The sequence below is a fragment of the Streptosporangium sp. NPDC002721 genome (assembly GCF_042888905.1).
Taxonomy (GTDB): Bacteria; Actinomycetota; Actinomycetes; order Streptosporangiales; family Streptosporangiaceae; genus Streptosporangium.
Genome location: NZ_JBIAQI010000006.1, coordinates 77,061 through 100,395, shown reverse-complemented (window position 1 = coordinate 100,395; position 23,335 = coordinate 77,061). Strand labels below are relative to the sequence as shown.

Annotated in this window: 17 protein-coding genes and 1 pseudogene; 10 read left to right on the top strand and 8 right to left on the bottom strand. The window is 72.1% G+C overall.

What is annotated here, in order from left to right; all coding sequences use genetic code 11:
* Window positions 1-62: 62 nt before the first annotated feature.
* Window positions 63-638, top strand: a pseudogene (locus ACFYWM_RS09690) (helix-turn-helix domain-containing protein); the annotation flags it as partial.
* A gap of 242 nt (window positions 639-880) precedes the next feature.
* Window positions 881-1,753 (top strand): class I SAM-dependent methyltransferase, encoded by an 873-nt coding sequence (locus ACFYWM_RS09685; protein WP_389911339.1) that lies wholly within the window; start codon window positions 881-883, stop codon window positions 1,751-1,753.
* 129 nt (window positions 1,754-1,882) lie between these two features.
* Here the strand turns inward: ACFYWM_RS09685 and ACFYWM_RS09680 are convergent, their stop codons facing one another.
* On the bottom strand, window positions 1,883-3,424 hold the full coding sequence (locus ACFYWM_RS09680) for a multicopper oxidase family protein (RefSeq protein ID WP_389911337.1): 1,542 nt from the start codon (window positions 3,422-3,424) through the stop codon (window positions 1,883-1,885).
* Complete coding sequence (locus tag ACFYWM_RS09675) at window positions 3,421-3,888, bottom strand: hypothetical protein (RefSeq protein ID WP_389911335.1); 468 nt, start codon at window positions 3,886-3,888, stop codon at window positions 3,421-3,423. The genes ACFYWM_RS09680 and ACFYWM_RS09675 overlap by 4 nt, the downstream gene beginning before the upstream one ends.
* A 508-nt stretch (window positions 3,889-4,396) precedes the next feature.
* Between ACFYWM_RS09675 and ACFYWM_RS09670 the strand changes: the two genes are divergently transcribed.
* The 5 genes from ACFYWM_RS09670 to ACFYWM_RS09650 all read left to right on the top strand — a co-directional run bounded on the left by ACFYWM_RS09670 (window position 4,397) and on the right by ACFYWM_RS09650 (window position 10,890).
* On the top strand, window positions 4,397-5,431 hold the full coding sequence (locus ACFYWM_RS09670; RefSeq protein WP_389911332.1) for a LacI family DNA-binding transcriptional regulator: 1,035 nt from the start codon (window positions 4,397-4,399) through the stop codon (window positions 5,429-5,431).
* A gap of 493 nt (window positions 5,432-5,924) precedes the next feature.
* Window positions 5,925-7,298, top strand: coding sequence for an ABC transporter substrate-binding protein (locus ACFYWM_RS09665; RefSeq protein ID WP_389911328.1), 1,374 nt, complete (start codon window positions 5,925-5,927; stop codon window positions 7,296-7,298).
* A gap of 71 nt (window positions 7,299-7,369) precedes the next feature.
* Window positions 7,370-8,287: a carbohydrate ABC transporter permease gene (locus ACFYWM_RS09660; RefSeq protein WP_389911325.1), complete on the top strand. Its 918-nt coding sequence runs from the start codon at window positions 7,370-7,372 to the stop codon at window positions 8,285-8,287.
* Window positions 8,288-8,303: 16 nt separating this feature from the next.
* Window positions 8,304-9,284 carry a carbohydrate ABC transporter permease gene (locus ACFYWM_RS09655; protein WP_389911322.1) on the top strand — a complete coding sequence of 327 codons (981 nt, stop codon included), beginning with the start codon at window positions 8,304-8,306 and terminating at the stop codon, window positions 9,282-9,284.
* 40 nt (window positions 9,285-9,324) lie between these two features.
* Window positions 9,325-10,890: a glycoside hydrolase family 13 protein gene (locus tag ACFYWM_RS09650; RefSeq protein WP_389911319.1), complete on the top strand. Its 1,566-nt coding sequence runs from the start codon at window positions 9,325-9,327 to the stop codon at window positions 10,888-10,890.
* Between the two features lie 189 nt (window positions 10,891-11,079).
* Here the strand turns inward: ACFYWM_RS09650 and ACFYWM_RS09645 are convergent, their stop codons facing one another.
* Window positions 11,080-12,102 carry a GTPase family protein gene (locus ACFYWM_RS09645; RefSeq protein WP_389911316.1) on the bottom strand — a complete coding sequence of 341 codons (1,023 nt, stop codon included), beginning with the start codon at window positions 12,100-12,102 and terminating at the stop codon, window positions 11,080-11,082.
* Window positions 12,103-12,247: 145 nt separating this feature from the next.
* Between ACFYWM_RS09645 and ACFYWM_RS09640 the strand changes: the two genes are divergently transcribed.
* Window positions 12,248-15,865, top strand: coding sequence for an AAA family ATPase (locus ACFYWM_RS09640; protein ID WP_389911313.1), 3,618 nt, complete (start codon window positions 12,248-12,250; stop codon window positions 15,863-15,865).
* A gap of 85 nt (window positions 15,866-15,950) precedes the next feature.
* On the opposite strand, the gene ACFYWM_RS09635 is transcribed toward ACFYWM_RS09640, so the two are convergent.
* On the bottom strand, window positions 15,951-17,120 hold the full coding sequence (locus ACFYWM_RS09635; protein ID WP_389911311.1) for an MFS transporter: 1,170 nt from the start codon (window positions 17,118-17,120) through the stop codon (window positions 15,951-15,953).
* 15 nt (window positions 17,121-17,135) lie between these two features.
* Window positions 17,136-17,894 carry a DeoR/GlpR family DNA-binding transcription regulator gene (locus tag ACFYWM_RS09630; RefSeq protein ID WP_389911308.1) on the bottom strand — a complete coding sequence of 253 codons (759 nt, stop codon included), beginning with the start codon at window positions 17,892-17,894 and terminating at the stop codon, window positions 17,136-17,138.
* Window positions 17,895-18,151: 257 nt separating this feature from the next.
* On the opposite strand from ACFYWM_RS09630, the gene ACFYWM_RS09625 reads away from it, so the two are divergent.
* Window positions 18,152-19,150 (top strand): helix-turn-helix transcriptional regulator, encoded by a 999-nt coding sequence (locus tag ACFYWM_RS09625; RefSeq protein WP_389911305.1) that lies wholly within the window; start codon window positions 18,152-18,154, stop codon window positions 19,148-19,150.
* Window positions 19,151-19,265: 115 nt separating this feature from the next.
* Here the strand turns inward: ACFYWM_RS09625 and ACFYWM_RS09620 are convergent, their stop codons facing one another.
* Entirely contained in the window at window positions 19,266-19,865 is a 600-nt protein-coding gene (locus tag ACFYWM_RS09620) for a CGNR zinc finger domain-containing protein (protein ID WP_389911302.1), read from the bottom strand.
* 88 nt (window positions 19,866-19,953) lie between these two features.
* Between ACFYWM_RS09620 and ACFYWM_RS09615 the strand changes: the two genes are divergently transcribed.
* Window positions 19,954-20,763, top strand: a complete 810-nt coding sequence (locus ACFYWM_RS09615; protein WP_389911299.1) for an MBL fold metallo-hydrolase — start codon at window positions 19,954-19,956, stop codon at window positions 20,761-20,763.
* A 61-nt stretch (window positions 20,764-20,824) separates the two neighbouring features.
* On the opposite strand, the gene ACFYWM_RS09610 is transcribed toward ACFYWM_RS09615, so the two are convergent.
* Window positions 20,825-21,982, bottom strand: a complete 1,158-nt coding sequence (locus ACFYWM_RS09610; protein WP_389911296.1) for an LLM class flavin-dependent oxidoreductase — start codon at window positions 21,980-21,982, stop codon at window positions 20,825-20,827.
* 41 nt (window positions 21,983-22,023) lie between these two features.
* Complete coding sequence (locus ACFYWM_RS09605) at window positions 22,024-23,247, bottom strand: SfnB family sulfur acquisition oxidoreductase (protein ID WP_389911294.1); 1,224 nt, start codon at window positions 23,245-23,247, stop codon at window positions 22,024-22,026.
* Window positions 23,248-23,335 lie beyond the last annotated feature (88 nt).

Sequence of the window (23,335 nt, the reverse complement as noted above, 5' to 3'; positions counted from 1 at the left end):
GGTGTGGACCCTGTGCACACGACGCCAACCCCGCGTTGCATCCAAGGCATACAATGTTGCCTATGGCGCAAGAAAATGGAGAGCTGGACAGCCTCGTACGCAAACGCATCCGCGCGCTGCGGGTGGCGCAGGGCTTGTCACTGGAGGAACTGGCCACCCGCGCCCACCTCAGCCAGTCCTCGCTGAGCCGCATCGAGAACGGCCAGCGCCGCCTCGCGCTGGATCAGCTGGTCACCCTCGCCCGCGCCCTGGACACCACGCTGGACCAGCTCGTGGAGACCGCCGCCGACGACGTCATCACCAGCCCGACGATCGACAGCACCCACGGCCGGATGCGCTGGACCCTGAAGGCCGACCCCGGCATGAGCGTGATGCGCCAGCGCCTGACGGACCCCCCGCCCGACAATCCCGCCCGCATGCGCGCCCACCCGGGGCGCGAGTGGTTCGTCGTGCTGTCCGGCACCGCGATCCTCCTGCTCGGCCGGCGCCGCTTCCGCGTCGAGACCAACCAGGCGGCCGAGTTCCCCACGATGATGCCGCACGCGATCGGCGCCGAGGGCGGGCCCTGCGAGATCTTGGGCCTCTTCGACCATGACGCCCGCCGCGGCCACCAGCGCGACGGCGACGCTCAAGGCTCCCCCGAACAGCGCGACGGCGGCGACGCTCAAGGCTCCCCCGAACAGCGCGACGGCGGCGCTCAAGGCTCTTCTGAACAGCGCGGCGGCGGCGGCGTTCGAAGCTCTCCCGGATGACGGCGCGAGCCGCGCGACCGGCTCCGCGGCAGTGACCTCTTGCGCGCCAGGCAGCACCCGCGACCATCGTCTTGCGTAAACGGCAAGATGTCACGCCTGTGGCGCATAGTGGTCCTAGTGTGAAGAGCATGACCCGAACGCACACGCACACTCCCCACCATGGCGCTTCGCACGGCCACCACCACGAGCGGGACACCGGCGGCGAGGCGGAGATCCTCGACCTGGACGCCGAGGTCCTCGCCGAGCACACGGCCTCCATCACCGCATGGCTGCCACTGGAGACAAGCCCGCGTCAGATCGTGGACCTGGGCTGCGGCACGGGCACGGGCACCTTCGCCCTTCTCGACCGCTTCCCCGACGCGCACGTCACCGCCGTCGACACCTCAACCGAACACCTTCAGCGCCTACGCGCCAAGGCGTGCGCCCGCGGCGTCGAGGAACGCGTGCGCACCGTGCAGGCCGACCTGGACGAAGACGCCTGGCCCGACCTCGGCTCACCGGACCTGATCTGGGCATCGGCCTCGATGCACCACATGGCCCGCCCCGAGCGCGCACTGCACGCCGTCCACGACGCGCTCGCGCCCGGTGGCCTGTTCGCCGTCGTCGAGCTGGCCGGTCACCCTCGCTTCCTGCCCGGGGACGCCCCCGAGGACCGGCCCGGCCTGGAAGAGCGCGTCCACGCCGCGGCCGATCGTCTCCAAGCCGAACTCATGCCCCACCGCGGCGCCGACTGGGGCCCGATGCTGACCGCCGCCGGCTTCACCGTCGAAGGCGAACGCACCGTCGCCGTGAACATCGAGGGCGACCACAACGAAGCGATCGGCCGTTACGCTCTCGGTGTCCTGCAGCGTATTCACAGCTTCGTCGCCGACATGCTCTCTCCCGAGGACCTCGCCGCGCTCGCCCGGCTCCTCGACACCGGCGGCCCGCACAGCGTCCTGCGCCGCGACGACCTGACGGTACGCACCGAACGCACCGTCTGGGCCGCCCGCCGCACCTGACCCCGCACCTGACCCCGAACGTGGGGTAACGCGTCCGGCGGGGTGACACCCGGCGACGCGCCGGGCGGGTGCGCAGAGGCCGGGGCGGGCGTACCGGAGGTGCCACCGGGACATGGCGGAAACGGTCCGCTACACCACCTCGAAGTCGGCCATCATCGCCATGTCCTCGTGTTCGAGGTTGTGGCAGTGCATCATGTAGCGCCCACGGAAGCCCTCGAAGCGCACCAGGACCTCGACCACCTCGTACGGGCGGACGTCGACGGTGTCCTTCCAGCCGCCGTCCGTCGCCGCCGGGGCCCGGCCGTTGCGCGAGAGCACCTGGAAGTGGGCCAGGTGCACGTGCACGGGATGGTGGAAGTCGCTGGTCAGGCGCCAGATCTCGGTGGTGCCGAGCCGGGGGCGGGCCAGCGGGTCGCCGGGCCGGAACGGCAGGCCGTTGATCGTCCAGGAGGCCTCGGGGCCCTGCCCGGTCCTGCGGAAGTCGAAGAGCCGAGAAGCGGCGGCCGACGACCTGACGGCCGGTTCGAGCGTGGCCAGACGCTTCGGCACCGCGCTGTCCTCCCGGGCCCGGCGCGCGACGCGGAAGCGCATCACGTCCCGCGCCGGGCCGGTGCCGAGGGTGTTGACCATCGTCACCTCGCTGCCGACCGGGTGGGCGGAGAAGTCGACGACCACGTCGAACCGCTCGGCGGGGGCCATCGTGATCGCCCGGTGCGCGACGGGGGCGGCCAGCAGCCCGGCGTCGCTGCCGACCTGGACGAGGTCGCCGCCGGGGGTCAGCTCCAGCCGGTAGCGGCGGGCGTTGGAGGCGTTGAGCAGCCGCAGCCGGTATCGGGTGGCCGAAACCTCCAGCACCGGCCAGGGGGCGCCGTTGACCAGGATCACGTCACCCTCGACCCCCTCCATGTAGGCGGGCTCGACCCCGGCGCTCACCAGCAGGCTGGGATCGACCGCCGGGTAGCGGAACGAGCCGTCCTCCTCGAACGCGCGGTCGCAGATCATCAGCGGGACGTCCCGCTCGCCCCCGGGCAGCGGCAGCGCGTCGTCCTCGTCGTCCCCCACGATCATGAACCCGGCCAGCCCCCGCCAGACCTGCGGGGCGGTGAAGTCCATCCGGTGGTCGTGGTACCAGAGCGTGGCGGCCCGCTGGTCCAGCGGGTACGCGTAGTCCCGCGCCCCCGCGTGCAGCGTCCACCGAGAGGGGTCCACGCGCATGCCGTGGTGGGAGTGGCCGCCGGGCGGGGGCCGGAAGCCGCGTCCCTCGGCCACCACCAGGTCGGTGGGGTAGCCGTCGGAGCCGGCCGGGGTCACCCCGCCGTGCAGGTGCGTGGAGGTCGGCACGGGCAGCTCGTTGCGGACCCGGACCGTGACGGGGTCGCCGCGCCGCACCTGGAAGGTCGGCCCGGGGAAGGTCCCGTCGAACCCCCACACCTCGGTCGTCGTCCCCGGGACGATCTCCACCTTCGCGGCGCGCTGGACCACCTCGTAGTGTCCCGGTCGCGCGGGGCGCGCCACGACGGGGACCGGCAGCGGGACGGTGAACGGTTCGGGCAGCGGCAGCGCGCTGGACAGGACCTGGCCCGCGGTCTCGGCCGACACCGCGCCGCACCCGGCCGCGGTCAGGCCCGTCACGCCGAGCGCGCCGCCCAGGAAACGCCTTCTGGAGATCACGCCGCCGCCCCTCGCGGTCCCCGCCACGTCCAGGCGGTCATCGACACGGCCAGGCCGAAGATGACCATCGCGAGCGGGATGTGCGGCGCGACCAGGCGTTCCTGGCCGAGCACGATCTGGGCGTTCACCAGCGCGGCCTGCAGGAGGCTAACCCCGAGCGGCCACAGCGGGCCGCGTCCCGGCCGCCACAGCGTGATCGCGGCGATGAGCTGCAGGCCCACCAGCACCGCGGTGACGGTGGCGCCGAGGTTGTGGTGGGCCAGCAGGTCCACCTCCCCGGTGACGAACATGCCGGCGATGACCGCCTGGCCGAGCACGGTCACCAGGTGCAGGGTGGCGGTGGCCCGCAGGGACCAGACGATCCAGGCGGGCACGCGGGCCGGACCGGTCCGGGCGGGCACGTCCGCCGGGTTCGCCGGGGCCGGTACGCGGGCCCGGCCGGCCGGAGCGGGTGGGGAACTCATGGACACCTCCGTGGGATTCGGTGTCCAGGCTCCCGGCCCGGGGCGCGGGCGTCGTCACCCCCGCGAAGCGCCCCGCCGTACTTCCCCTGGCGTACGGGGGAGCGGTCCCGTCCGGACGTACGACCGGGGGAGTAGGCGGCGCTCCCTTCCTCGCATGGCGACCGCTGGACGGCTCGGGGATGCTGCCGCCCTGACAGAAGAGCGGTATCGGGCGGCACAAAAACCATAGGATGACGAACAGACAGCCGCAATATTTAATCTGGGTATCGCAAAGAGTTGATCACGCGGCGCCTCCCACTGTCGTGGACGCGACGCCGGACGGGTCCCTCCACGCCCCGCGGGCGCGCGGAGCTGCGTGACAGGGCCGTACGAACGGCGAGGTGAGGTCCGGCAATCACCTCTATCGGGGCATGAAGCCCGCATCTCGGGTCACCATAACCCGTCATGATCACGAGTCGGTATGACATTGATCCGCAAAGCGGATGTAAACACTTGCGAAAGCCGCCGTATGCTTGCGGGTATGACGCGGAGGCTTGCTGAGGTGGCCAAGAGGGTCGGGATGAGCGAGGCGACGGTCAGCCGCGTGCTCAACGGCAGGCGCGGCGTCTCCGAGTCGACCAGGGACGCGGTGCTGACGGCGCTCGACGCCCTCGGCTACGAGCGCCCGACCCGGCTGCACCGCGACCGCGCCCGCCTGATCGGCCTGGTCTTCCCCGACCTGCACAACCCGATCTTCCCCGCGTTCGCCGAGGTCGTCGGCGGGGCGCTCGCCCAGCAGGGGTTCACCTCCGTGCTGTGCACGCGCACCGCGGGCGGGCTGCAGGAGGCCGACTACGTCGACCTCATGCTGGCGCAGCACGTCTCGGGCGTGGTCTTCGCCGGGGGAGCGTACGCCGACGGGGACGCCTCCCACGAGCACTACGCGCGCATCCTGGAGCGGCGCCTGCCCGCGGTCCTGGTGAACGCCTCGGCCGGGCACCTCGGCTTCTCCCAGGTCTCCTGCGACGACGTCGCCGCGGCCGAGATGGCGGCCGGACACCTGCGCGCCCTCGGCCACGAGCGCGTCGGGATGCTCCTCGGGCCGCCCGACCACATGCCCTCGCGCCGCAAGCTGGAGACCTTCACCGCCTACGCGCGGGCGCACGGCATGGAGTTCGGCGACCGCTTCGTCGAGCACGCCATGTTCTCGATGGAGGGCGGCCAGGCCGCCGCCACCCGGCTGGTGCGGCGCGGCGTCACCGGCCTGATCTGCGGCAGCGACCTGCTCGCGCTCGGCGCGGTGCGCGCCGCCCGGCGCGAGGGGCTGGCGGTGCCGCGCGACGTCTCGGTGATCGGGTACGACGACTCGGCCATGATGAACCGGACCGACCCGCCGCTGACCACGGTGCGCCAGCCGATCGAGGCGATGGGCCGCGCGGCCGTGGACCTGCTGGTCGGCCAGATCGACGCCGCCGCCCTGCCGGGGGGCGAGCTGTTGTTCGACCCCGAACTCGTGGTCCGCGCCTCCACCGCCCCGGCGGCGCCCGGGGCGATATCGGCCTGACCGTTTCAGGGCCGGCGCGTGACCGGTCCGGGGCCGTCGCGACGTCGCCCCGGCGCCGGGCCGCCTCGCCGTGACCGGTGCCTCCCGGCCGCCGGAGGTCCCGCCGTTCTCCCAGGTCAGGCCCCTCGTCTCTCCCAGGTCAGACTCCTCGGCCGGACCTTTCCCCCCACCGCCTCGCCGGCCGGTGGCCGTGTCGTTCCCGCCCTTGAACCCGGCGCCTCGCGCCCCTATTTCCGGTCTCCCTGGCGATCGTCTCTAAAAATTTCGACAGGAAGATGACGTCATCATGCATCTTCCCGCAAGTGGATGACTCCACTCCGTGTCATCCGTGTGTAGCCCCAGGTGGAAAGGGGTTCCCGCTCGTGGCTTGCGTGTTGCCGGGAGATGGCGGATCGATCACTGTCACTTTTTTGCATCTAGATTGACGGGCTCTTGCTACTTCCTGCACGCCTCTATATGTTTCTCGCAACCGACCCGCCAAGGAGTGCCTCGGATGAAATCCCCCAAGCTCTCGATGCTGCTCGCCGCAGCCATCGCGCTCACCGCCGCCGGGTGCGGCAACGACGACAGCGGATCACAGGCCGCGGAAACCAAGCCGAGTGCCGCCGGTGCCGAGGCTCCGGTCACGATCTCCGTCGGCTGCCAGCCGCCGAAGAGCAACCCGCTGGAGCGGACCGCCTGGGACGAGGACGTGGCAGCGTTCAAGAAGCTGCACCCGCACATCACGATCGACAGCAAGGACGCCTTCCCCTGCATCAACCCGGACACCTTCCAGGCGAAGCTGGCCGGTGGCTCGATGGAGGACGTCTTCTACGTTTACTTCACCGACATCAAGAAGATCATCGCCGCGGGCCAGGCCGCCGACATCACCCCGTACGTCGGCAGCGTCAAGCTGCTGAACGACATCCGGCCCGACGTCCTGGCCACCTTCAAGGAGGGCGAGAAGCTCTACGGCCTGCCCAGGAACAACTACTCCATGGGCCTGGTCTACAACCGCAAGCTCTTCACCCAGGCCGGTCTCGACCCCGCCGCACCGCCCAAGACCTGGGCCGAGGTGCAGGCGGCCGCCAAGAAGATCAGCGCCCTGGGTCCCGGGTACGTCGGTTTCGGCGAGTACAGCGCCGGCAACACCGGCGGCTGGCACTTCGCCGCCTCCCTCTACGGGCGCGGCGGCGAGATGGTCACCCCCGACGGCAAGTCCGCGGCCTTCAACAGCCCCGAGGGCAAGGCCGTCCTGGAGAACCTCAAGACCATGCGCTGGACCGACAACAGCATGGGCGCCAAGCAGCTCCTCCAGTGGGAGGACCTGATGCGGATGATGGGCGGCGGCAAGCTCGGCATGATGATCGGCGCCCCCGACGTCGTCCAGGCCGTCAACAACGACTTCAAGGGCAAGTTCGAGGACTACGGGGTCACCGCCCTGCCCGAGGCCAAGGCCTCCCTCAGCGGCGGCGACGGCTACATGATCAACCCCAAGGCCACGCCCGAGAAGATCAAGGCCGCCATGCTGTGGCTGGACTTCCACGAGCTGACCCCCGGCCAGGGCCAGTTCAACTACGCCCGCAGCAAGCAGCAGGGCCGCCCCGTCGGCCTGCCGATCCCCGACCTGTACGGCGACACCGCGCCGGGCAAGGAGATCACCGAGCTGCGCAAGGCGAACGCCACCGTGCCCGTGGAGAACTTCGCCCCCTTCGTGGAGGGTTCCGCGGCCATCCAGAACAAGCTTGAGCCGCCGAAGTCGCAGGAGCTCTACGCGATCCTCGACGTGGCCATGTCCGCGGTGCTGACCAGGCAGGACGCCGACATCGACAAGCTTCTCGCCGACGCCGAGGCCAAGGCCAACAAGGTGCTGGCGAAGTCGAGCTGACCTTCTGACACCCGGGGTGCCGGCCCGTCGGCCGGCACCCCGACACTCATGTCGATATCGGGAGTCAACCGATGACCACTATGACCGTGAAAGGTCCACGGCGGCGGAAGCCGGGAGCGTTCCGGCGAGGGCTGCGACGCAACCTGACCGCCTACGGGTTCCTGTGCGGGGCACTGATCTGTTTCGCCTTCTTCTCCTGGTACCCCATGGTGAGGGAGGTCCTGCTCAGCTTCCAGCAGACGAACTTCGTCGACGACCCCACCTGGGTCGGCCTGGACAACTTCCGTACCGTGACGGAGGACTCGGCGTTCGCCCAGGCGTGGCTCAACACCCTCGCCTTCACCGGCCTGGCGCTCGTCTTCGGCTACGTCGTGCCGTTCGTCGCGGCGATCGTGCTGAACGAGCTGCGGCACGCGCGGGCCTACCTGAGGTTCATCGTCTACCTCCCGGTGATGCTGCCGCCCGCCGTCGGGGTGCTGCTGTTCAAGTGGTTCTACGACCCGGGCGCCGGCCTGTTCAACCAGATCCTGGACCTGGCGAGCCTGCCGGCCCTGAGCTGGCTCGACTCCACCGACACCGCGCTGATCTCCCTCGTCATCGTCTCCACCTGGATGAACCTGGGAACCGGCACGCTGATCTACCTCGCCGCGCTGCAGAGCATCCCCGGCGAGCTGTACGAGGCCGCCGAGCTGGACGGCGCCGGGCTCTTCAAGCGGGTCTGGCACGTGACGATCCCGCAGACCAGGCTCATCCTGCTGGTGATGCTGCTGCTGCAGATCGTGGCGACCATGCAGGTCTTCATCGAGCCGTACCTGCTCACCGGCGGCGGCCCGGAGAACGCGACGCTCACCGTCGCCTACCTCATGTACCAGTACGCCTTCAACTTCGGCGACTTCGGCGCCGGAGGCGCGCTCGGGCTGATGCTCATGGTCGTGCTGATGGTGTTCTCCGCCTTCTACCTGCGCCTGTCGCGGGACAACCAGAGCTAAGGAGGTAGCTGAGCCGATGTCGAACCTCACCGTTCAACCGAGTCGCCCGGCTCCCGCCCGGCCGCCGGAGCGGGGCTCCGAGAAGAGGCCGAGGCGGCCGCGCAGGTCCAAGGAGCCGGCCAGGGAGTTCCGGAGCCTGGTCTCCCCGCACACCCTCACCACCTCGCACGGGCGCTGGATCTACCGCATCGTGCTGACCTCGGTGGTGCTGCTGTTCACCGCCGTGTTCGTGTTCCCGCTGTACTGGATGGTCACCGGCGCGCTCAAGACGCCCGAGGAGCTCGCCCAGATCCCGCCGAGCTTCTTCCCGAGCTCCTTCGACTTCGGGGTGTACGCCGAGGCGTGGGACCAGTTGGAGCTGGGGACCTTCCTCACCAACACCGTCATCTACGCCGGCGGCGCCCTGCTGTTCACGCTCGCCATCGACGTCTCGGCCGCCTACGCGCTGTCGAAGCTGCGGCCGGTGCTGGGCAACCTGGTCCTGGGCCTGATGCTGGCCACGCTCATGATCCCGCCGATGGTGATCCTGCTGCCGGCCTACCTGACGGTGAAGGACATGCCGATCTTCGGCTGGGACCTGCTGAACACCCCCTGGGTGATCTGGCTTCCCGCCGCGGCCAACGGGTTCTTCATCTTCCTGCTCAAGCGTTTCTTCGACTCGATCCCCAAGGAACTGCTGGAGGCCGCCCAGATCGACGGCGCCTCCCCGGCGCGTATCCTCTGGTCGATCGTGCTGCCCGTCTCCCGGCCGATCCTCGGGGTGGTGTCCATCCTCTCCGTGGTCAACGTCTGGAAGGACTTCGTCTGGCCGCTGCTGGTGCTGCCGGACGGGGACAAGATGACGATCAGCGTGGGCATCGCCTCGCTCTCGGCGCAGATGCCGCAGAACGTGCTGATCGCCGCGCTGGTGATCGCGAGCATCCCGACGATGATTGTCTTCTTCATCTTCCAGCGCAGCATCATGGCCGGCCTCACCGCCGGCAGCCTCAAGGGCTGACCTCGTCACCCACTGACAACTACTAAGGAGTTGTTCCAGCATGTCCGAAACGTGGTGGCGGGGAGCCGCGATCTACCAGGTCTATCTCCGGAGCTTCGCCGACGGCAACGGCGACGGCATCGGCGACCTCGCGGGACTCCGCGCGCGCCTGCCGTACCTCTCCGACCTGGGCGTCGGCGCGATCTGGCTCAACCCCTGGTACCCGTCGCCGATGGCCGACGGTGGGTACGACGTGGCCGATTACCGTGACATCGAGCCATCGTTCGGCACGCTCGCCGAGGCGGAGGAGTTCATCGCCGAGGCGCACGCCCTGGGGATCAAGACGATCACCGACATCGTCCCCAATCACGGCTCCGACCAGCAGAAGTGGTTCCTTCAGGCGCTGGAGGCCGGACCGGGCTCCGCAGAGCGGGAGCGCTTCCACTTCCGCGAGGGCCGGGGGGAGGGCGGCGAGCTGCCGCCCAACGACTGGAAGTCGATCTTCGGTGGCCCCGCGTGGACCCGGATCGCCGACGGCGAGTGGTACCTGCACCTGTTCGCCCCCGAGCAGCCCGACTTCAACTGGGACAACCCCGAGGTCGTCCAGGAGTTCCACGACGTGCTGCGCTTCTGGTTCGACCGGGGCGTGGACGGCATCCGGATCGACTCGGCCGCCCTGCTGGTCAAGGACATGGACAGCACGGGGGGCGAGGAGGCCTACACCGACCTCGACGGCGTCCACGAGATCTACCGGGGCTGGCGCCGGGTCGCCGAGGAGTACGACGACCGCATCCTGATCGGCGAGGTGTGGCTGCCCGACCAGGAGCGGTTCGCCCAGTACCTGCGCCCCGACGAGATGCACACCGCGTTCAACTTCGACTTCCTGGCCTGCAGCTGGGACGCGGCGGCGCTGCGCGGCTCGATCGACCTCACCCTGGCCACGCACATCCCGCTGGGCGCGCCGCCCACCTGGGTGTTGTCCAACCACGACGTGACCCGCCCGGTCACCAAGTACGGCAGGGCCGACACCTCCTTCAGCCACGCCGACCGCAAGCACGGCATGCCCTCGGACCCGGTGCTGGGCGAGCGCAGGGCCCGCGCGGCCGCGCTGCTGGCGATGGCGCTGCCCGGTGGCCTGTACGTCTACCAGGGCGAGGAGCTGGGGCTGCCGGAGGTCGAGGACATCGCCGACGAGTTGCGCCAGGACCCGATCTGGATCCGCTCGGGCCGTACCGACCACGGCCGCGACGGCTGCCGGGTGCCGCTGCCGTGGTCGGGGGACGAGCCGCCGTTCGGGTTCGGCGCCGGGCCGACGTGGCTGCCGCAGCCGCTGGAGTGGAAGGCGCTCACGGCCGAGGCGCAGGCCGCCAACCCCACCTCCATGTTCACCCTCTACCGCACCGGGCTGCACCTGCGCCGCGAGCTGCTCGGTGACGGCACGCTGACCTGGCTGGACGCGCAGGAGGGGGTGCTGGCCTTCCGCCGGGAGTCGGGTCTGGTCTGCGTGGTCAACCTCGGCCGGGAGCCGGTCTCCCTGCCCGAGCACGAGTCGCTCCTGCTGGCCAGCGGCCCGCTGGAGGGGAACCTGCTGCCCTCCGACACCGCCGTCTGGCTCCGTACGGCCTGACCCTTCTGAAGAATCCCCGACTCGGGGCCGCCGGCGTCCCGGCGGCCCCGGGCGCCACCTGACCGGCCCGACCCCGTCCGGCCGGTCAGGTGGCGCCGGCCACCCGCGACGACGTCCCGCCGGGTCTCCCCTTCCGGCGGGACGCCGTCGCGGCGCGGCCGTCCCCTTGGTCCCCCTTGGCCTGGTTTCTCAGAGCGGGAGCTCGGTGAGGTCGAAGGCCTTGGTGCCGCGCTCGCCGTCCCAGATCATCATGTTGCCGTACGTGCGCGCGGTGTCCACCGGCACGCCGGTGAGCTCGTCCACCTCCTGCAGAAGGCGCCGGAAGTGGAAGACGGCCGCGGGGCCGAGCCTGTTCACGACGCCGGTCATCAGCCGCGTGAGATTGAACCTGAACAGCGCCGAGCAGGGCAGCACGCGGTGATTGTCGCGTAAACGGGAGAAAACCTCTTTGTGCGCCGGATAGCGTTCCGAGTAGGCGTCGCACACCTGTTGTGAGAAATGGCCGCGGTAGTGGACGCCGCGACGGTCGAAACCGAGCCTTTCGTCGGAGACGGTGAACTCCCCGGTGCAGTAGGTGCTCGTGCGCAGGATGTCGGCGCGCGGTTCGAGGAAGACGCTCTCGTAGTAGGCGGCCTTCTCCTCCAGGCGGCGCAGGAGCGCCCCGCCGGGCCCGAAGGTGCCCTGCTTCCCGCGCATGTCGAAGATCCACGGGGGCGGGGTCAGGGTGTCCGCCTTGGTGAGGACGAAGGTCAGCTTGCTCATGATGAGCCGCCGCGTCTCGACCGCGACGCTGTTGAGCAGCCCGTTCAGGCAGCGCTCGTCATAGACGGTGGAGCGGCTGTCGGCGTGGAAGGCCCAGATGACGACGTCGCACTGGATCAGCCTCTCCAGGTACATGGCCAGGTAGGTCTCGTCGGCGGCGCCCGACTCCCCGATCCCCGGCATGTCCCAGAAGGTCAGCATGTGACCTGAGGTTCCGGGTATCGAGACCGGCTCCGGCCTCCGGGTGACCGGCCGGACGTGGCCGACGGCGAGATCGGTGCCGAACAGGCAGTTCAGCAGCGACGTCTTCCCTACTCCCGTTTGTCCCATTATTGCCACACTTAGTGGTTTATCTGATTCAGCGCTCCTTTCACGTCGAACATTCTCCCTGGCCTTTCTCCGCGGGCCGTCGCCCGTCGGGCCGACGGAAAAATCCTCGATCTTGGCCATGCGGTCGTCTCCTGTGCCATCGTTGTCGAGCGCTTCGAGCTGCTTTCCACGCTCGTGTCCACAATGAAGCGGACAACCTTGCGATGACCTTGCAGCCGGAGCCGTCGCCGGAAAAAACACGATTCGATTCCCCCGGGCGGTGGACGTGGCGAGCTTCGAGATCAAGCTGTTCGGTGCCGTGGACATCGTGGTCGACGGGGTGCCCCGCGAGATCAACCCCCAGCTGGCCAAGACGCTGGCCATGCTGGTCTCCGCCCGCGGCCCCATCTCCCCGGTCGCCCTGGCCGCGGGACTGTCCGCCCCCTCCTCCGGCAGGCACGTGGAGGTGGCGCCGCCCGTCTCGCGGTTGCGCGCGCTGCTGCGCGGCAGCGGGCTGGACATCCCGCGGGCCAGGCGCTCGCACGTCTACGAGCTGGTCGAGGACGCGCCGGGCCGCCTCGCCGCCACCGTCGACACGCGGCGGTTCGAGGCCTACCTGCGCGACGGGCGGACGCTGCTGGAACGGGGCGACCTCGCCGCCTCCCTGCGGACGCTGCGCGAGGCCCTCGGGGAGTGGACCGGCGACCCGTTCGCGTCGCTGGCGGGCGGCTGGATCCCGCCCAGGGTCTGCGAGAACTACCACGCCGCGCTGCGGGAGCGGCGCCGGGAGCTGATCAGGCTCATCGCCCGCGTCGCCATCCGGCTCGACCTCCTGGGCGACGCGGGATTCCTCGCCGATGAGGTCGCCGCCGAGGGCCAGGAGGACAGCGGCCCGCTGTGGCTGCTGCGCTTCCTCATCACCCTGCGCGACGAGGGGGCGCTCACCGCGAGGGAGCTGATCGAGCGGCGCCGCGCGATCTCCCCCGGGGACGACGCGGTGAGCCGGGCGCGGGACCTGCTCGCCCTGCGCGGGCACGGCCTCGGCCGCCCGCCGTCGCCGCCCGCCGCGCTCGCCCACGGGCACGCCTACGGCCACGGCGGCCCGCGCTCCCTGATCGGCCGCCGGGACGAGATCCTGCTGCTGTCCGCGCTCGCCGGGCGGCTCGAGCGCGGGGAGCCGGTGGCCCTGGCCGTCTGCGGCGTCCCCGGCGTCGGCAAGACCAGGCTGGTACAGGAACTGGCCGTGCTCCTGCCGTCGAGGGTGCGCATGGTGACCGTCCCGTGCCAGGAACTCGGCGACCTGCAGCCGTGGCGGGTGCTGGTCGGGACCCTGTGGGAGGACCTGCGGCGCGACCTGGCCGGCCCCTCCGTCCCGATCGGCGCCGAGGAACGCGAGACGCTGGAGGGGCTGATGTCGGCGGGCCTGTTCGTCTCGCTCGGCGGGCCCGGCCACGAACGCGACCCGCGGCGCCTGGTCGCCCTCCTGGTGTCCCTGCTGCGCCTCACCGCCGGTGCCGGCCTCCTGGTCGCCTTCGACGACGCCCACCTGCTCCGCGCCGACGCCGAGGAACTGCTGCACAACGTACGGGAGGCCCTGGGGGAGGTCCCCGTCGGCTTCGTGCTCACCGACCGCTCCGAGCCGTCGCGCTGGCGCGGGAGGATGGACGTGCTGGCCCTGTCCCGGCTGGGGGCCGAGGAGGTGGCGGAGTGGCTGGGCGCGACGTGGGGCCGCGAACCGACGCGCGCGGAGACCGGCAGGGCCGTGGAGGAGACCGGGGGACTGCCGCTGGACCTGTGCCGGATCACCGAGGCCGGTGAGCTTCCCCGCGACCTCCCCCGGCACGACACCGCCTCCAGCCCGATGTTCCGCTGGCTCGCCGCGGCGGCCGTCACCGCCCCGGGCCGGGAGATCGACCCCGGCCTCGTCGCCGGCATGCTGGAGCTCGACGACCGGGAGGCCAACCGCAGGCGCGCGGTGGCCGTGACGGCAGGGACGGTCCTCGACCACCAGGGGCTGCGCTTCGGCCACGACACGGCCAGGGAGAGCCTGCTCCAGGAGCTGGGGCGCCATCCGGCCCTCGCCATGGAGCTGCACCGCCGGGCGTTCGAGATCCTGGACGAGCGCCTGGCACGGACGACGGAGACGACCGGGGACGGCTGGATCGACCCGGCGCTGCCGGTGCGCGTCGCCGAACACGCCCGGTCCTCGGGCGGCGGGCTGCCCGGGGAACGTGTCGCCGCGGCCTGCCTGGGCGCCGCGCGGGCCCAGCAGCGCGGCTTCGCCACCGAGGCGGCGATCACGTGGGCGCTGGCCGGGCTGGAGCTGCGGTGCGACGCCGAGACCCGGGTGAGCCTGCTGATCACGCTGGGCGACGCGCGCAACGACGCCGGTGACCTGGAGGAGGCCGAACGCCTATACCTGCGGGCCCACGGCGAGAGCGGGAAACTGCCGAGGCTCGCGGCGGTGGCGGCGATCAGGCTGGCGCGCCGCTGGTCGGACCCCGGGCAGGCCGACCGGCAGCTACTGCACGTGCTGGGCGGCTGCCTGGAGGCGCTGCGCGACGACACCGGCGACGAGGCGGTCCCGCTGCGGCTGCAGCTGCAGGCGCATCTCGCCCACAAGCAGACGATGGCGGTCAGCGACAGCCTCGACCCCACCTACGCGGGCCTGCGGCCCGGGGTGGAGACGGCCCGCGCGACGCTGCGCGAGCTGCAGGAGTCCGGGGCCGGGCCGCTCATCCGCTGCGAGGTGCTGAACGAGTGCAGGTGGGGCCTGTACGACTTCGCGTCCCCGGAGGAACTGCTGGGCATCTCCGAGCGGCTCCAGGAGGCGAGCATCCAGGCCGCGTCCGCGCACTTTCGCAGCGAGGCCATGGTCGCCCTCACCATCGACCAGCTCAGGCTGGGCCGTCTGAGGGAGGCCGCCGCCACCGTGGCCGGTCACCGCAGGCACGTCGCGCGCAACCACCGCGTCTTCGGCCCCTGGCTGCAGACCACCCTCGACACGCTGATGGACGTGTGGAACGGGGAGTTCGCCCGCGCCGAGGAGCGCGTCCTGGCCGAGTGGAAGCGGCTCGACGGGGAGGGGGAGGGCGAGGTGGTGTCCGCCGACACCCTGCGGCAGACCCTGATCGGGCAGCACTACTGGCTGCTGCGCGAGCAGGGGAGGCTGGGGGAGCTCTTCGGCTCCGGGCTGGCCAGGCAGGTGGCCGAGTACGAGTACTTCCCGATCTGGCGGGCGGCGCTCGTCCTGGCGCTCTGCGAGATCGGCGGGCACGAGGACGCCAGGGACCGGCTGAGGGCGTTCTTCCGCGAGACCTCCGATCTGGGGGCGCTGCCGCCCGACGGGTGGTCGGTGCCGACGCTGGCCCTGCTGGCCGAGTCGTGCGCGCTGCTCATGGAGGCGGGCCACGGCGACCCCGAGCTGTTGCGGTGTGCCGCCCTCGTACGGGAGCGGTTGTCGGCCCACCGGGGGCAGATCGCGCTCGCCGGGTGGCCCACGATCCTGCTGGGGCCGACGAACCGCTATCTCGGGTTGCTCGCGCTGGCCGAGGGGGACGCCGAGGAGGCGCTGCGGTGCTTCGACGAGGCGCTCCTGCTCGCCGGAGCCGCCTCACCGCTGATCGCGCACCTCCACCTCGACCGCGCCAGGGCACTGCGCCTGCGGGACGGCACGCGCGCTTCGGGGCAGGGGAGATCCCAAGAGGGGCCCGCACGGGGCGCCGGGAGCGCCGGGAGCGCCGGGCGATCGGCGCGGTCCGAGAGGGAGGTGGCGGGGACGGGGGAGGGGGAGGGGGAGGGGGAGGGGGAGGGGGAGGCCGCCCACCTGCTCCGCCGCGCGCTGCGCCTGGCCGAGCGCCTGGGCATGGCCGGGGTCGCCGCCCAGGCGCTGGCGCTGCTGTGATCCACGTTCCGGCCCGGCCGGGCCCGCTGCGGCCCACCGTGGCCCGCAGCGGTCCGCGGGAGCCCGGCGACGATCCGTACCTGATCTACTTTGTAAAGGGCGGGGTCCGGAGCGCTCTCGCGGCCAGTGCGACGAAAAGAGCCAGCAGGGCGGGGATGGCGAGCGCGCGGGGCAGGCCGATCAGTTCGGCGGCGCCGCCGATCAGCACGGGCCCGCTGAGGAAACCCACGTAGCCCAGGCTCGCCACCCGGGCCAGCGCCTTCCCGGCCTGAGCCGGGTCGCGCCTGCCGGCCGCGGAGAAGACCTGCGGGACGATGCAGGACAGGCCGGCCCCGAAGCAGCCGAAACCGATGACCGCGGCGATCTGGTGGTCGGCGAGCAGGCCCAGGCCGAGCCCGGCGGCGGCCAGCGCCCCGCACGCGCGCACCAGTTTGACCGGCCCCAGCAGGGTGGCCAGCTTGTCGCCGGCGAGGCGGCCCGCGGTCATCATGATCGAGAAGGCGGCGTAGGCGGCCGCGGCGAACCCGTCGGAGCTGTTGAGGCTCTCGCTCAGGTAGACCGAGCTCCAGTCGGCCGCGGCCCCCTCGCCGATCATGCAGCAGAAGGCCAGGACGCCCAGCAGCAGCACCCCGCCACCCCCGCCGGTCGCCGGTCCCGTGCCGGTGGGGGTGGCCCGCGCGGTCAGGGGCAGCGCCCAGCGGGCGGCCCAGAGCGCGAGGGCGACGGTCACGGCGGCGACCGCGGCGAACGTCAGCCCCGGGCTGAGGGCGACCTGGGCGAGCAGCCCTCCCGTGGTGGCGCCGAGGAAGCCGCCGATGCTGAACACGGCGTGGAAGGACGACATGATCGGGCGGCCGGTGGCCTGCTCGATCTCGACGGCGTTGGCGTTCATCGCCACGTCCAGCGTGCCGTGCACCGCCCCGAAGGCGAACAGCGCGACGGCCAGGCCGATGAGGTTCGGCGCGAAGGCGGGCAGGACCAGCACGATGCCCTGGGCGAAGGCCATCGGCAGCATCACCTTGACGCTGCCGTAGCGGTCGACCAGGCGGCCGACCACCTGCATGCCGGCGATCGCCCCGGCGGCGATGCCGAGCAGCCCGATGCTGAGCTCGCCCTCGCTCAGCCCCAGCCCCTGTTTGATCGACGGTATGCGCGCGGTCCAGGTGCCGATGGCCATGCCCGCGAGCAGGAAGAGCAGGTAGACCGCCACCCGGCCGCGTAGCAGCACGGCTCGGTCGAGGGTGGTGACGTGCATGGGGAGGGGCTCCAGTCAGACGGTGCGGACGGCGACGCCTGCCGCGATCATGGCGTCGTGCTCGGCGGGGGGCAGTGCGGTGTCGGTGACGACCATGTCGAGACGGTCCAGCGGGCAGACCGCGCCGAAGGCGGTGCGGGTGAACTTGCCGGAGTCGGTGGCCACGATCACGCGCCGGGCGGAGGCGATCGCCGCCTGTTTGACGGCGACGTCGGACAGGTCGTGGGCGGTGAGGCCGTGCTCGGCGGACAGGCCGCAGCAGCCGATGACCGCGGTGTCGAAGCGCAGGGCCCGGATGGCGCTCTCGGTCAGCGGGCCGGTGAAGCTCAGCTCGCCGGGGCGGACCTCGCCCCCGGGGAGCACCAGGCGGATCCGGGAGGCCGCGCTGAGCTCGGTGGCCGACTGCAGGCAGAGCGGCAGGACCGTCAGGCGGCGGTCGCGGATCACGCGGGCGATCTCCAGGGAGGTGGTGCCGCTGTCGAGCAGCACGGCCTCTCCGTCGGCGAGCAGGGCCGCGACCTCGGCGGCGATCCGCCGCTTGGACTCCACCGCCTCGCGCTCGCGCACCCCGAAGGGCGGCTCCTCCCCGCGCAGCAGCAGGCTCACCGCGCCACCCCTGACCCGCCTGACCACGCCCTGCTGGGCGAGCTCGTCGAGGTCGCGGCGGATGGTCATCTCCGAGACCGCGTGCTCGACCGCCAGCTCCGCGACGGAGACGACGTCGCTGTCACGCAACGCCGACATGATCGCACGGATGCGATTGTTGCTTTCCACGTGTTCATTTGAACACGGGCCATGTGAGATTGGCAAACGGGCGGGACGACCGTGCAGGACGGGCGTGTGGAACGGCCGTGCGGGCGCACACGCGAAAAGCCGCACGTGGACGGCCGCGCGGCGAGTACGCGGAACAGCGTCTGGAACAGCGTCTGGAACAGCGTGTGGAACAGATGGTGGAGCAGCCGTGCGGACGGGGACGCGGGTGGCCGCACGAGGGCGAGTGCGCGGGGCGAACGTACGGGACAATGACCGCCATGCGCGCGAGCCGGCTGCTCTCACTCCTGCTGCTCCTGCAGACCCGGGGCCGGATGACGGCCACCGAGCTGGCCGGGGAGCTGGAGGTCTCGGTGCGCACGGTCTACCGCGACGTGGAGGCGCTGTCGTCGGCCGGGGTGCCGGTCTACGCCGACCGGGGCCCCGCCGGCGGATACCGCCTGCTGGACGGCTACCGCACCCGGCTCAACGGCCTGACCGCCGAGGAGGCGTCCTCGCTGTTCCTGGCCGGACTGCCCGGTCCCGCCGCCGACCTGGGGCTGGCCGAGGTCGCGGCCAACGCCGAGCTGAAGATGCTCGCCGCGCTCCCTCCCGAGCCGCGCTTCCACGCCTCCCGGATGCGCGAGCGCTTCCACCTGGACGTCCCGGGCTGGTACCGCGACGCCGACCCGGCCCCCTTCCTCGGGGAGGTCTCCGAGGCGGTGTGGGAGCAGCGGCCGCTGCGCATGACCTACCGGCGCTGGGGGCCCCGCGACGTCGAGCGGCTGGCCCACCCGTACGGGCTGGTCCTCAAGGGCGGGGCGTGGTACATGGTGGCGTTCGCCGGTGAGGGAGGGCCGCGCACCTACCGGGTGTCGCGGATCGTGAGCGCCGAGCTCGCGGCGGGGCACTTCGAGCGCCCCGCCGGCTTCGACCTGGCCGCCTTCTGGCGTGAGCACACCGCCGGCTTCCGCGAGCGGATGTACACCGGCGAGGCCGTGGTGCGGATGGCGCCCGGCACCGAGGGGATGCTGAGCTACACGGTGGGCGCCGAGGTCGCCGAAGCCGCGCTCGCCGGGGCGGGACCGCCCGACGAGCACGGCTGGGTCGTGCTGCGCCTGCCGACCGAGTCCACCCGGCACGCCCAGTGGCAGCTGCTGCGCCTGGGCGCCGACATCGAGGTGCTGGAGCCGCCCGAGCTGCGCGAGCTGATGGCCGCCACCGTCGCCGACCTCACCACGCTGTACGGCACGGACCCCGGCCGCGCACACCGGGAGTGACCGCGACGACGGCCCGGCGACGACGGCCCGGCGACGCTCGCCCGCGACGGCGGGGGAGCGGGCGGCCTCGGCGACCCCGGCGCCGGTCGGCTCCTCCCGTGACGGCCGCCGCGCTTCAGCCCGCCGTCGGACGGGCGCGCCGGGCGTAGGCGCGGGCGGCTCGGGCGCGGTCGCCGCAGCGGGTGGAGCACCAGTGGCGGCGGCCGTGGCGCAGCAGGTAGCGGTTGCAGGGGGCGGAACCGCAGGCGGTGAGGCGCCCGGCGTCGGGGCCGGTGAGGAGGTCGGCCGTGTTGGCCGCGAGGGCCGCCAGGGTGTGGTCGAGGATCTCGTCGGCGGGGTGCGGGGCCGCGCGGTAGGGGCCGGTCCTGTCGTCCCACCGCAGCAGGGCGGCCGTGGGAGCCCTGGTCAGCGCGTCGTTGACGGCGGACAGGGCGGCGGGCAGGGCGGGAAGCCCGCCGACCCGGGCGGCGAACAACGCCCTGAGGTGTTCGCGCATCGAGCGCAGCTGTGTCGTGCACATCTCTCGCAGCCCCGCGTCGGCCGGAGCTAGGCCGTGCCCCGTGAGCCAGCGGTTCGCCGCCTCGGGGGTGCCGAGGAGGTCGACGAAGTGCCCGCCCGGCAGCGCGAGGGCGCTGTTGACGAAGTCGAGGGCGAGATAGTGCTCCGCCCCGGGCGCGGGCGGGGGCAGGGATCCGGCGATCGGGGACTCGCTCATGACTCTCATGGTACGACTTGCGCTCATCCGTGAGAAACAGCTACCGTCCTTCACGGATAGCCAAGCATTCATCCGTGAGGAGTTTCCCGTGGCCGCTGCCGGCACGAGTCATGAGCAGGTTCCCGTCCGCGTCTTCGGCGGCCCGACCGCCCTCTTCGAGTACGGCGGCCTGAGGTTTCTCACCGACCCCACCTTCGACGCGCCCGGCGACTACCCGAGGGAGGGCCGCAGGATGCTGACCAAGACCGCACCCTCCTCCGCCGGCCCCGCCGACCTCGGCCGCGTCGACGTGGTCCTGCTCTCCCACGACGAGCACCCCGACAACCTCGACGACTCCGGCCGGGCCCTGCTCGCCGGCGTCCCGCTCACCCTCACCACGCCCGGGGGCGGACGGCGCCTGGGAGGCGGGGCCAGGGGGCTGGCCGACTGGGAGGCGATCGAGCTGGACCGTCCCGGCGGGGGCACGATCACCGTGACGGGCGTGCCGGCCGTCCACGGGCCCGGCGCGCGCGAGGAGGTCGAGCCGGTCACCGGCCAGGTCGTCGGGTTCGTCCTGACCGGTGAGGGCCTGCCTGCGGTCTACGTCAGCGGCGACAACGCCTCGCTCGACCTGGTGAAGGAGATCGCCGCGCACTTCGGCCCGGTGGACACCGCCATCCTCTTCGCCGGGGCGCCCCGCTTCCCCGCCCTCTTCGACGGGGCGCCGATCGTCCTCGACAGCGTCCAGGCCGCCGAGGCCGCCGGGATCCTCGGTGCCCGCCGGGTGGTTCCCGTCCACTACGACAGCTGGGCGCACTTCACCGAGGGCCGCGACGACCTGGTGGCCGCCTTCACCGCCGCCGGGCTGGCCGACCGCCTGGACCTGGGCGACCCGGGAACCCCAAACAACCTGGGCTGACCGGCGACACCGGCACCGGGACCAGGACCGGCACCGGGACCGGGGACGAGCGGAGCCTCGTTCAGCTCGATCCGGTAGACGCGAACGGGATCGAGGCCGGCTCGGGCGCGGGTGCCGCGTCGGGGTGCTCCCACAGCCCGCGCTCGCGCAGGATCGGCAGCACTCCCTCGCCGAACCAGTACGCCTCCTCCACGTGCGGGTGGCCCGACATGATGAACTCGGTGATGCCCAGGCGGGCGTACTCCTCGATCCGGTCGGCCACCTCGGTGTGGCTGCCGACCAGCGCGGTGCCCGCGCCGCCGCGGACCAGCCCGACCCCGGCCCACAGGTTGGGGGAGATCTCCAGCCCGTCGCGGCTGCCGCCGTGCAGGGCGAGCATCCGCTTCTGGCCCTCCGACTCGCTGCGGGCCAGGCCCGCCTGCACCTTCTCGATCGTGGCCGGGTCGATGCCGTCGAGCAGCCTGCGGGCCTGCGTCCACGCCTCCTCGGAGCTGTCCCTGCTGATCACGTGCAGCCGGATGCCCTGCCGCAGCGTGCGCCCCTCGGCGGCGGCCAGGCCGTTCACCCAGTTCACCTTCTCGGCGACCGCGGCGGGCGGCTCGCCCCAGGTGAGGTACGCGTCCACGTGCCGGGCCGCGACCCGGCCCGCCGCCGGGGAGGAGCCGCCGAAGTAGATGTCGGGCACCGGGTCGGGCACCCGGTTCAGCCTCGCGTCCTCGACGCGCAGGTGCTCCCCGGCGAAGTTCACGCTCTCCCCGCGCCACAGCGCCCGCACGATGTGCAGGAACTCGTCGGTCCGCGCGTACCTGGCGTCCTTGTCCAGGAAGTCGCCGTAGGCGCGCTGCTCGTGGCTCTCGCCGCCGGTGACGACGTTGAGCAGCAGGCGCCCGTTCGAGTGCCGCTGGAAGGTGGCGCCCATCTGCGCGGCCAGGGTCGGCGTGACCAGCCCCGGCCGGAAGGCGACCAGGAACTTCAGCCGCTCGGTGGTCTCGGTGAGCATGGCCGTGGTCAGCCATGCGTCCTCGCACCAGGCGCCGGTCGGCGTCAGCGCGCCGACGAAGCCGAGGTGCTCGGCGGCGTGCACGATCTGCCGCAGGTAGGCCAGCGTGGCGGGGCGGGCGCCGCCGGCCGCTCCCGCGGGCAGGCCGTGGCCGCCGCCGACGATGTCGCGGCTGTCGCCGTAGGTGGGGAGGAACCAGTGGAACGTCAGGTTTGTCATGGCACTTCCGTCGTCGGTCGCGGTCTTGGGGCGGGGTGGGTTCAGAGCAGGCCGTGGCGGGGCGGGAGCTGCCCGTTGAGCGCGTAGCGGCCGATGTGCTGGATCTTCCAGCGGGCCGGGTCGTGCAGCGTGTGCGTCCTGGCGTTGCGCCAGTGGCGGTGCAGGTTGAGCCCGTCCAGGCTGGCGCGGGTGCCGCCCAGCTCGAAGACCGCGCTGCCCAGCTCGACCGCGACCGGGTCAACGTAGGCCTTCGCGGTGGCCACCGCGATAGAGGCGGCGGCGGCCGACTCCTCCGTGAGGTCCGCGGCGGCGTCGTCCACCTCCCGGCCGGCCGCGGCCAGGAGCGCCTCCGCGGCCCGTACCCTGATCGTCAGCTCGCCCGCCCGCTGGATGACGAGCGGGTCCTCGGCGGCGCTGTCCAGCCCGCTCTCGAACCAGGGCCGCGCCTTGGTACGGACGAACTCCAGCGCCTCGGCCAGCGCCCCACCGGCGATGCCCACGTCGATCGCGGCGTGCAGGAGCTGGGCCACCGCGCCGTGCAGCTGTGGCCCGGTGAACGTCAGGTGGTGCGGCACCACGCGGTTCGCGGGCACGCGCACGTCGTCCAGGCGCACGGTGCCGCTGGCCGTGGTCCGCTGGCCCATCCCGGCCCAGTCGTCGATCACCGTCAGCCCGTCGGCGTCTCTGGGCACGTACGCCACGTGCAGCGTCTCGTCCTCGCGCCGGGCCAGCACCGGGATCCAGTGCGCGAACAGCGCGCCGGTGCTGTAGTGCTTGACCCCGCGCAGCAGGAAGCCGTCCTCGCCGTCGGGCACCAGCCGCGTGCGGTAGTCCTGCACGTGCTTGGTGCCCGCCTCCGACTGCGCGTTGCCGAGCCTGGCGCCGGCGAGCACCTCGCCGAAGAAGAACTTCCGCTGCTCGAGGGTGCCCTGGCGGCGCAGCACGTTGACGTAGACGAAGTGGCTCTGCGGGATCTGCGCGATGTTCGGGTCGGCGGCGGCCAGCAGGCGTACCACCTCGGCGAGGGTCCGGGCGCTCACCTGCGCGCCGCCGTGCTCGCGCGGTACGGTGATCGCGAGCAGCCCGCTCGCGGAGAGCCGGTCCAGCTCCGCGACGGGCAGCACCCGTGCGGCGTCGCGTTCGGCGGCGCCGGGCGCGAACTCGGTGGCCAGCGCGCGGGCCGTGGCGACCGCCTCCGCGTCGTCGGCGATCACATGCGCCCCCGGCAGGCCGGGAGCCCGGGACGTCGTGCTGTCGGTAGTCATACTGGATCCGTTCTGCGGGTCACGTTAGGATCACCCTAATTCCTGCATAAATGGTAGGCAATATCCGCTTTGACGGTATACGGCGGCG

Bases quoted from the DNA above. Each gene is read 5' to 3' on its own strand.
- ACFYWM_RS09665 (WP_389911328.1), top strand. From the start codon at position 5,925: ATGAAATCCCCCAAGCTCTCGATGCTGCTCGCCGCAGCCATCGCGCTC.
- ACFYWM_RS09660 (WP_389911325.1), top strand. From the start codon at position 7,370: ATGACCACTATGACCGTGAAAGGTCCACGGCGGCGGAAGCCGGGAGCG.
- ACFYWM_RS09635 (WP_389911311.1), bottom strand. From the start codon at position 17,120: ATGCACGTCACCACCCTCGACCGAGCCGTGCTGCTACGCGGCCGGGTG.
- ACFYWM_RS09650 (WP_389911319.1), top strand. From the start codon at position 9,325: ATGTCCGAAACGTGGTGGCGGGGAGCCGCGATCTACCAGGTCTATCTC.
- ACFYWM_RS09675 (WP_389911335.1), bottom strand. From the start codon at position 3,888: ATGAGTTCCCCACCCGCTCCGGCCGGCCGGGCCCGCGTACCGGCCCCG.
- ACFYWM_RS09625 (WP_389911305.1), top strand. From the start codon at position 18,152: ATGCGCGCGAGCCGGCTGCTCTCACTCCTGCTGCTCCTGCAGACCCGG.
- ACFYWM_RS09605 (WP_389911294.1), bottom strand. From the start codon at position 23,247: ATGACTACCGACAGCACGACGTCCCGGGCTCCCGGCCTGCCGGGGGCG.
- ACFYWM_RS09610 (WP_389911296.1), bottom strand. From the start codon at position 21,982: ATGACAAACCTGACGTTCCACTGGTTCCTCCCCACCTACGGCGACAGC.
- ACFYWM_RS09670 (WP_389911332.1), top strand. From the start codon at position 4,397: ATGCTTGCGGGTATGACGCGGAGGCTTGCTGAGGTGGCCAAGAGGGTC.
- ACFYWM_RS09620 (WP_389911302.1), bottom strand. From the start codon at position 19,865: ATGAGCGAGTCCCCGATCGCCGGATCCCTGCCCCCGCCCGCGCCCGGG.
- ACFYWM_RS09655 (WP_389911322.1), top strand. From the start codon at position 8,304: ATGTCGAACCTCACCGTTCAACCGAGTCGCCCGGCTCCCGCCCGGCCG.
- ACFYWM_RS09645 (WP_389911316.1), bottom strand. From the start codon at position 12,102: ATGGCCAAGATCGAGGATTTTTCCGTCGGCCCGACGGGCGACGGCCCG.
- ACFYWM_RS09685 (WP_389911339.1), top strand. From the start codon at position 881: ATGACCCGAACGCACACGCACACTCCCCACCATGGCGCTTCGCACGGC.